General features: G+C 50.7%; 8 protein-coding genes. 2 read left to right on the forward strand and 6 right to left on the reverse strand.

From position 1 onward, the window contains the following. Positions 1-19: 19 nt before the first annotated feature. A complete protein-coding gene (locus tag HXW94_RS07820; protein WP_178366338.1) occupies positions 20-1,798 on the reverse strand; it encodes an ATP-binding protein in 1,779 nt (592 codons plus the stop codon). Between the two features lie 380 nt (positions 1,799-2,178). Between HXW94_RS07820 and HXW94_RS07825 the strand changes: the two genes are divergently transcribed. Beyond that, positions 2,179-2,718, forward strand: coding sequence for a Spy/CpxP family protein refolding chaperone (locus HXW94_RS07825; RefSeq protein WP_178366339.1), 540 nt, complete (start codon positions 2,179-2,181; stop codon positions 2,716-2,718). Positions 2,719-2,870: 152 nt separating this feature from the next. Here the strand turns inward: HXW94_RS07825 and HXW94_RS07830 are convergent, their stop codons facing one another. Beyond that, a complete protein-coding gene (locus HXW94_RS07830; protein WP_178366340.1) occupies positions 2,871-3,677 on the reverse strand; it encodes a fumarylacetoacetate hydrolase family protein in 807 nt (268 codons plus the stop codon). A 73-nt stretch (positions 3,678-3,750) separates the two neighbouring features. Between HXW94_RS07830 and HXW94_RS07835 the strand changes: the two genes are divergently transcribed. Then, complete coding sequence (locus tag HXW94_RS07835; RefSeq protein WP_178366341.1) at positions 3,751-4,653, forward strand: rhomboid family intramembrane serine protease; 903 nt, start codon at positions 3,751-3,753, stop codon at positions 4,651-4,653. On the opposite strand, the gene HXW94_RS07840 is transcribed toward HXW94_RS07835, so the two are convergent. From HXW94_RS07840 to HXW94_RS07855, 4 genes are all read right to left on the reverse strand, one after another. Continuing rightward, positions 4,619-5,428 (reverse strand): S1 family peptidase, encoded by an 810-nt coding sequence (locus HXW94_RS07840; RefSeq protein WP_178366342.1) that lies wholly within the window; start codon positions 5,426-5,428, stop codon positions 4,619-4,621. The two genes, HXW94_RS07835 and HXW94_RS07840, sit on opposite strands and share 35 nt — an antisense overlap. A gap of 114 nt (positions 5,429-5,542) precedes the next feature. Further along, the gene (gene thiF, locus HXW94_RS07845; RefSeq protein WP_246293793.1) at positions 5,543-6,097 is read right to left on the reverse strand and encodes a sulfur carrier protein ThiS adenylyltransferase ThiF; all 555 of its coding nucleotides are present in this window, start codon (positions 6,095-6,097) and stop codon (positions 5,543-5,545) included. Next, on the reverse strand, positions 6,094-7,200 hold the full coding sequence (thiH, locus tag HXW94_RS07850) for a 2-iminoacetate synthase ThiH (protein WP_178366343.1): 1,107 nt from the start codon (positions 7,198-7,200) through the stop codon (positions 6,094-6,096). The genes thiF and thiH overlap by 4 nt, the downstream gene beginning before the upstream one ends. A 150-nt stretch (positions 7,201-7,350) precedes the next feature. Next, positions 7,351-7,986 carry a thiazole synthase gene (locus tag HXW94_RS07855; RefSeq protein WP_281357822.1) on the reverse strand — a complete coding sequence of 212 codons (636 nt, stop codon included), beginning with the start codon at positions 7,984-7,986 and terminating at the stop codon, positions 7,351-7,353. Positions 7,987-8,068 lie beyond the last annotated feature (82 nt).

An 8,068-nucleotide genomic window follows, 5' to 3' on the forward strand; every position in this document is an offset into this window, starting at 1 on the left:
ACATATCCTTACATCTTCTCTATTCTATTTTTTCATTATCAGGCAGGGTGATATAAAACACGCTGCCTTTGGTGGGCCGGCTTTCCACCCGGATGTCACCGTTGAGATTTTCAACGATTCTGTGAGCAATGGACAAGCCTAAACCAGTTCCCTTGGCCCGGGTGGTAAAATAGGGATCAAATATTTTTTCAAGATCTTTCGCTGGGATGCCGCAGCCGTTGTCCGCCACCCGGATTTCAAGATTATCTGACACATCCGCCACGCCAACTTCAAGGATTCCGTGGCTGTCCATGGCATTTAACGCATTCATGTAAAGATTGACCAGCACCTGGCAGATCCGTTCCGGATCCGTATGAATGGTTTCTCTTTTGGTACGAATATCAGTTTCAACATGGATCTTTTTTTTCCCAAGGTCATGGGAAACCAGTTTAAGGGAGTGGCGGATAAAGGATTCAATCCGGGTCTGCTTGATCTGTACTGCCATGGGCTTGGCAAATTCCAGCAATTGGGTGATGGAACGGTCCATACGTTCCACTTCCCGGACCATTATTCTTGCAATCTCCACGTCCTCGGGTTCATTTTCATACTGACGGGCAAAATAGGTGGCAAAGCCCTTGATGGAACTTAACGGATTCCTGATTTCATGGGCCACGCCTGCGGCAAGTTTGCCGATGGCAGCTAAACGCTGGTTGGTTTCCACTTGTTTTTTCAAGTCCCGGATCTGGGTCAGATCCCTGAATAAAAGAACAAATCCCTGGATCTGGTCTTCGTCTGCCGGAATGGCCGAAACCGTCATATCCAGCCGAAGATCACCTTTCCCTTTTTGGTTCAAAGCGATTTCCCCGGACGCAACGCCGCCTGCTCCCGAAATTTCAGCTGCCATGGCAGCCATCCGGGGACAGGCTTTTTCAGGAATTTCCCCCAGGATCTTTTCAGCAGCCCGGTTGGTTGACGTCACATTAAAATCCGTATCCAAAGTGATCAGACCCGAAGGCATATTTTGAACCACATTGTCGGAAAACGCCTTGACCTGTTCCAGGGATGACTGGGCGCCCCTGTATGCCTGGAGGGCAAACAGGGCAATAATGCCCGAACAACAAAACACAAAAAACAAAAGCGCTTTAATAACAATGTTCTTATATCCCCGGGCCTGGTCCGCCTGCACCCCGGCCATGGACAGTCCGGCAAAAATATAGTGATCGGTCTGCCCAAATGCCCCAAAAGCCGACCTGACCGATCTTTCAGTGCCGAACGATCCGGGCGGCATATTTCCGCAGCCGGGATCGGGGCCGTGGACGGGCCCTCGTCTTCGACCTCTAAACATAGAATGAAACGGCACAAAACGCTTGACCACTTCCAGAACCGGCCCCTCCCGGGTATTCAGGGCGCGGCTGAAAATCCGTTGGGGGTCCCCGGGCAACGGTCCAAGTTCTGCCCATCTGTCATAAATTTTACCCACCATGACGGCATCGGAATGGGCAATAATTTTTCCCATGGCATCGGTGATTATGATATAGGCCACATCGGGCTGGCCTGCGGTCGCCTCCAGCATCGACTGAATTCTTTTGGTGCCCCACTGCATGGATAGCATACCAATCCGGGTGCCGGCTTCAAATGTACGGATCAGGGAGGTGCCGGTGATTAAAAATCGCTCCCGGATAAACTCATCCTGTTTTTTAACCCGGTCCAGGGTCATCAGGATAAATACCGGCAACAGCACAACCAGGACTCCCACCATGACCAAAGGCGGCACGAACCCCGGTTTTTTTCGGGCAATATTTAATTTTAATCTATTCATTGGGTTAATACAGATATATGAAAAGTGTATTTTTTACCCGATTGTATACCTCTATCTGAGTAAAAAGTATACACCATGTCTGATTTTTTTAAATTTAAGAGTATAGGAATTTCCATTTCCCAGCACCCAGTACCCACCACCCACCACCCAGCACCCAGTACCTAACAGCCCGCCCAAAGGGCGCTAATTTAACCCTGACATGGTATGTAAACTCGAAAAGCCTGATATAAAAAGCCATCAACGAATTCAAAGACAGATGGCACGCCTTTTGCTTTAGTTCGTATATAGATTTTATCATACGTTCGGTTACGTTGATAAAAAATTAAAGATTATAAAAACACGAATCAAGGAACACAAACCAAAAGCCACAAGGAGGCATTATGAAAAAAACATTAGCCGCATTAACCATCCTGATTATCACATGCACGTTCTCCGCCGGTGCATTTGCATACCCCCAGAAACAGGGCAAGGGCAAGAGTTTAAAACAAGCCAAGCCCCGGGCGTGCATGAACCTGACCGATGAACAGCAGAAACAACTTGGCGATCTGCATCAAAAATTCATTGATGAGACTTATGAGATGCGCACAAATATGATGTCCCTGAATCAACAGATCCGCATGTACATGGAAACATCTGATCCTGATCCGGCAAAACTGAAAGCCATGGTTATCGAAAAAGCGGATTTAGCAAAAGATCTGGCGGTTAAACGCCTGGAATTTGCCCTGGATGCCGGAAAAATATCTCCGGAATTAAAATGCATGGGCATGGGCCGGGGATTTGGCGGCCATGGCATGGGATACGGCCCCCGGGGTAAAGGCCGCGGCTATCATCATGGAGCCGGCAGAGGCGCCGGATTTCAGGGTATGCCCGGCATGGGGTTTGACGGCACCTTAGAAGAGACCGCGCCGGAAAATAATTAATATACCCACCAATCAACTATCCATCCATCTACTCCCTTCTCTCCTGTCTCCCCGGGTAACGCCGGGGGGACTCATTCCCCCTCATTCTACTTACTTTATTTAAAACAATCCCCCCAGGCAACAAACCCGGAGGGACCCTGATTTACAGCATCTTACCCCTCTTTTTCAACAGGATTCTCAAGCACACCAATACCTTCAATTTCAACCGCCACCCGATCTCCGGGCACCATAAACACCCGGGGTTTACGGGTAAAGCCCACCCCTTCGGGCGTACCTGTCAGGATCAGGGTGCCGGGCAAAAGGGTAGAAGACTGGGACAGGTAGGAAATCATATTGGCGATGCTGAATACCATGTCGCTGGTGTGGCTGTCCTGCATGAGTTCACCGTTCAGGCGACATTTAATGGCAAGGGTCTGGGGATCGGGAATTTCGTCCGCCGTGGTCATGACCGGCCCGCAGGGACAAAAGGTGTCATAACTTTTCCCCCGGGTCCACTGGAATCCTCCGGCATGTTTCTGCCACCGCCGGGCAGAGACGTCATTGGTGCAGGTATAGCCAAGCACATAATCCAGGGCCTCTTCCTCGGACACATTCCTGGCGGCCTTTTTAATAATCACCCCAAGCTCGGCTTCGTAATCCACCTCTGGCGGATCCGACGCACATGCCGGGATCACAATGGCATCCTTGTGCCCGGCAAGGGACCCGGGGTATTTCATAAATATAGCCGGATATTTTGGAATTTCCTGTCCGGTCTCTTCTGCATGACGCCGGTAATTAAGGCCGATACAGATAATGGCCGACGGCACCACCGGGGGCAGAATTTTCACCACATCCACCCGTTCACCGGTATCAGTGAAACCGTAATCCGCAGACTGTTCCACCAGACTGGCTGTTTGTCCGTCCCAGTCACACCCCATAACTTCGTTACCCTGCTGGGTAATAAAACGAATGATCTTCATTTAGGCTCCTTTATTCTTTTGATTGCATGAGATATATTCATAGCCGGAAATAATCACATCCGGCAAGGAAAAAATGGAATCTATTTTCACGGGCAGTATACAAAATAACAACAGCAGAAAACAAGCCGATCTTATCCTGATAATCCTGGCTTCCCAGTCCGTCAGGGCTGTTATTGATACAAGCCCTGACGGATCGTACAACATCCTTGTGCCTGATGACGATGTTTTTAAGGCCCGGGAGCAATTGAAAAAATATGCAAGAGAGAATAAAGCGGACCCAAGACCGCCCCCCCATGTGCCGACCAAATTTTTCTTCTCCCCCGCAGCCCTGGCACTGGCCTTTTGCCTGGCAGCCATCCATTACATCATCACCACCCGGGGTCTGCACCAACAAGCGATTCTGGACTTTGGTTCGTCTTCATACTATCTAAGCCAGGGGCAAAGTTTCAGGGCCGTGACAGCCCTGTTTCTCCACAGCGATACGAAACATCTTCTGGGAAATATGGCCGGACTGCTTGTACTTGCAGGCCCTTTACTGCGGGTGACCGGTTACGGGCAGGGCCTTTTACTGCTTTTGGCCGCAGGCACGGCCGGCAATCTGATATCTGAAAGCTTTGGCCGGGATTTACGGCTCTCCATCGGGGCTTCCACAGCGGTCATGGCCGCGGCAGGACTTCTTGGGGCCCGGCGCATGACCATTGACGCAGATTCAGGTCATTCCGTATTTCCGAAACTCAAAGGCCTGGCCCCCTTTGCCGCAGCAGCCACACTGACAGCCATGTTCAGCCACGGTGACAATACCGATGTCTCTGCCCATCTATTCGGTTTTCTTGCCGGTACCGGTATCGGGCTGTGTTATTATCCGTTGTCTGCGCCGTTATCAGGTCCGGTAATCGGCCGCATCAGTTTTGGCATTGTCCTGGGGATTTTGTGCACGGCTGTTATCCAGGGTGTTTTGACTTTGCTGCCGGGTTAATGGAGCGGTCAAGTTTTCGGACAAAACTGACAGGAACGGCATAGGTGATTCCTGTGGGTTCTTTAAGCACGTGTTCTTTTTTCCCTTTGACAAAAACCTTATTGATCACCCCGACGACGTGTCCGGTGGCAACCCGGTAGACCGGACTTCCGCTATTCCCCGGAAAGGCAACGGCATCAAGCTGGATAATATCCCAGGGGTGTTCAAGGTATTTGATCATCTCACCTTTGATCAGGCTGCCATGGGGGCTGGGCAGAATGACCGGCGCAATAGCCGAAACAATACCTGTGTGGGTGGTGGCATTGAGGCCGAGCACAAAGCCGATGGGAAATCCGGTAAATGCCACTTGATGACCTTCTTTGAGGGTTCCTTCTGCGGCCATGGGCAGGGGAGCCAGTTTGCCTGCCATTTCCAGTATGGCCAAGTCGTGGAAAGGGTCTTCGGCCACCAGGACAGCCTTGACCCCTTTCCCCGGCAGATTTTTGTGAAAAATGCGCAAATAAAACATGCGTTTCTTTTCTTTAATCCCCCGGATCACATGGTGGTTGGTGACGATTCTGCTGCCGTCTCCAATGGCAAAGCCGGTACCGCGAAACCGGGTCATGGGGACATCCTTAAAAGAATAGGTGCCCACGGATACGGTGGAGGCTTTTATTTTTGATATCAGGTCGGCCATATAATCATCCCGGCCCTGAAACAAAGCGTGTTCCTGGGCAGATGCAGGAAAAACTAAAAACGCAAGAATAATCGTGATTATGCTGAAATAGACTCTCATGGTATTTACTTACCGATTAATGCCTGAGTTGTCCACCTTTTATGCGGCCGGGATTACCCCCAATATTCAATGTCAGGTTACTCATGAAGCCGGCAATTCTAAATATGAAGCTTTTTATTCGATTTTGTGACTCTTTGTGCCTTTGAGGCTTTGTGCGAGAATAAATTCACTCATGTAATTGGCAACGGTGGTAACCTTGTGGCTGAACAGCGGGGCCTGATGACAATCGGTGGTAAAATCGCCGACAATGCAGCTATTCCCGATTCTGCGCGAACGTATGCCGGCCAAATCAAATCCGGCAATGCCGCAGGCTGAAACCACGTCCTTCTTATTGGCAAAGGTTTCGATAAGCATCTTTTTATCCACCTGGCGGTCAAAGCCCTCAACAATAAGGTCGCAGTCAGAGAACAGGTCAGCGCAATTTTGCGCGTCAATGCGCTGAACCTGCGTCTCAAGGCGCGCCTCAGGGTTAATACGGCTTAAATTGATCTGAAGCGCCTCGACCTTGTACAAGCCGATCTGGTCGACAAAATAAAACTGACGGTTGAGATTGCCCGATTCTACCCGGTCAAAATCAACCAGTTTGAGTGCCATGACACCGCTTCGCACCAGGTTAAGGGCCACGTTGGAGCCGATACCACCAACCCCGGCAATCCCAATTTTCATCATATGCAGTCCCAGTCTTTGTAAATCGGCTGATAACCCTGAACCAAAATCGCATTGGCCACCTGGGCCACGCTGCGGGCATCGGTAATTTCAAATTGCGGCGTCTGACCGTCGGGGACCTCTGTATATCCACCCACACCGGTGCTTGATCCGGCAGAGTAACGCGTAACACCCAAGGGGAGAATGCGGTCGCGAAACTTGGCATTTTCACGGGTGGAGACGGTCAGTCCTGCACGCGGCAGAAAAATACGCAGCGCGGTCATGAACTGGACAAAGGTTTTGTCGTTCACCAGGTAATCGGGGTGAAAATCGCCTTCCGCCGCGTTAAATCGGGGCAGGGAAATGGCAATCTCGGTATCGATATACTTGTTTTCAAGGTAGCAGGCATGTAACCCGGTGAAAAACATTTCCCGGCGCGGCTCGGAAAGACCAAGCAATGCCCCAAGGTTGACGACCCGCATGCCGCCCCTGGCAGCCCGGTCAGGCCCGTTGAGCCGCCAGTGGTAATCCATTTTTTTGCCGGCCAGGTGAACCCGTTTATAGACACCTTCGTCATAGGTCTCCTGGAACATGGTCATGGAATCGACACCCACCTCGTAGAGTTGACGGTACGCGTCAACCTCAAGCGGATAAATTTCAATCGCCACGGATGCAAAATACTTTTTTAGCAGCTGAGCCGCATCCAGCAGATACGTCATGGGCGTTATATGCGGGGCTTCGCCGGTGAGAAAAAGCACATGCTGCATGCCGGTTTTGGCAATGGCCCTGGCCTCAATCTCAATCTCTTCCAGACTGAGCTTTCGGCGCAGGATGGGGTTTTTGTGATTAAACCCACAGTAGGCGCAGCCATTGGTACAGTGGTTGGAGATGTACAGCGGAATGAACATTTGAATCGTGCGTCCAAAATACTGCACGGTCAGCTGATGGGCTTTGCGGGCCATGGCCTCAAGATGTCCGGCAGCCCTGGGACTCAGCAGCGTCAAAAAATCCATAGGGCCGGGTTTTTCCTTGGCCAGACTACGCACGATGTCTTCATCACTCACCTGGTCAAAAAAATTGGAAACATCAAAATCTCGGTATTGTTCAACTACCTTGTAGAATGACATAATTAATCCTTTTTATAACCACGGAAGACACGGAAAGCACTGAAACTTAGAGTGCAAACCCCTCAATCCGTACTTTTGGATGACTGCCAAAGCCGATCAGTAGTCAAACTCATTTCCGTGTTCTTCCGTGTTTTCCGTGGTTCAGCGTTTTTATTCGTCAAGAAATCCGGTGAGCGGAGAAGAGGCCCGGGCAAGGGTGGACGCCTCGGCCATTTCAGCCAGGTAGGCAGCCCGTCCGGCTTTGACCGCAAGATCAAAGGCCCGTCCCATGACTTCCGGATCCCGGGCCGTGGCAATGGCGGTATTCACCAGAACCGCATCTGCCCCCATTTCCATTGCCGCCGCAGCCTGGGACGGTTTGCCGATTCCCGCATCCACAACAATGGGCACGGAAGCGTTTTCAATCAGCATGGCAATCAGCGGCTTGGTCTCCAGCCCCCGGTTGGTTCCGATGGGCGCTCCCAAGGGCATGACCGCTGCCGCACCGGCATTTTCAAGACGCTTGGCCAGGGGCAGGTCCGGCAGAACATAGGGCAGCACCTGGAACCCTTCTTTGGCCAGAATTTCCGTGGCCTTCAAGGTTTCCCAGTTGTCCGGCATCAAATATTTCATATCGGTGATGACTTCGATTTTTATAAAATCACCACAACCGGCTTCCCGGGCAATACGGGCAACGCGTACAGCCTGTTCTGCGGTGCGGGCGCCGGAGGTATTGGGCAGCAGGGTCACATTTTTAGGAATGTATCGTGAAGTTCCATATAAAATATAACATAAAATAGTTGACAATAGAGTAAAATACGCCTATTATACCGATAATGCGAATGTTAATGCTGGCAAAAACATAGCCAAACGTTTTGGAAATGTTGAG

It is taken from the genome of Desulfobacter latus (assembly GCF_013389365.1).
GTDB lineage: Bacteria > Desulfobacterota > Desulfobacteria > Desulfobacterales > Desulfobacteraceae > Desulfobacter > Desulfobacter latus.

Coding starts and splice junctions, on each gene's coding strand:
- HXW94_RS07820 (WP_178366338.1), bottom strand. CDS start 1,798: ATGAATAGATTAAAATTAAATATTGCCCGAAAAAAACCGGGGTTCGTG.
- HXW94_RS07825 (WP_178366339.1), top strand. CDS start 2,179: ATGAAAAAAACATTAGCCGCATTAACCATCCTGATTATCACATGCACG.
- HXW94_RS07830 (WP_178366340.1), bottom strand. CDS start 3,677: ATGAAGATCATTCGTTTTATTACCCAGCAGGGTAACGAAGTTATGGGG.
- HXW94_RS07835 (WP_178366341.1), top strand. CDS start 3,751: ATGGAATCTATTTTCACGGGCAGTATACAAAATAACAACAGCAGAAAA.
- HXW94_RS07840 (WP_178366342.1), bottom strand. CDS start 5,428: ATGAGAGTCTATTTCAGCATAATCACGATTATTCTTGCGTTTTTAGTT.
- thiF (WP_246293793.1), bottom strand. CDS start 6,097: ATGATGAAAATTGGGATTGCCGGGGTTGGTGGTATCGGCTCCAACGTG.
- thiH (WP_178366343.1), bottom strand. CDS start 7,200: ATGTCATTCTACAAGGTAGTTGAACAATACCGAGATTTTGATGTTTCC.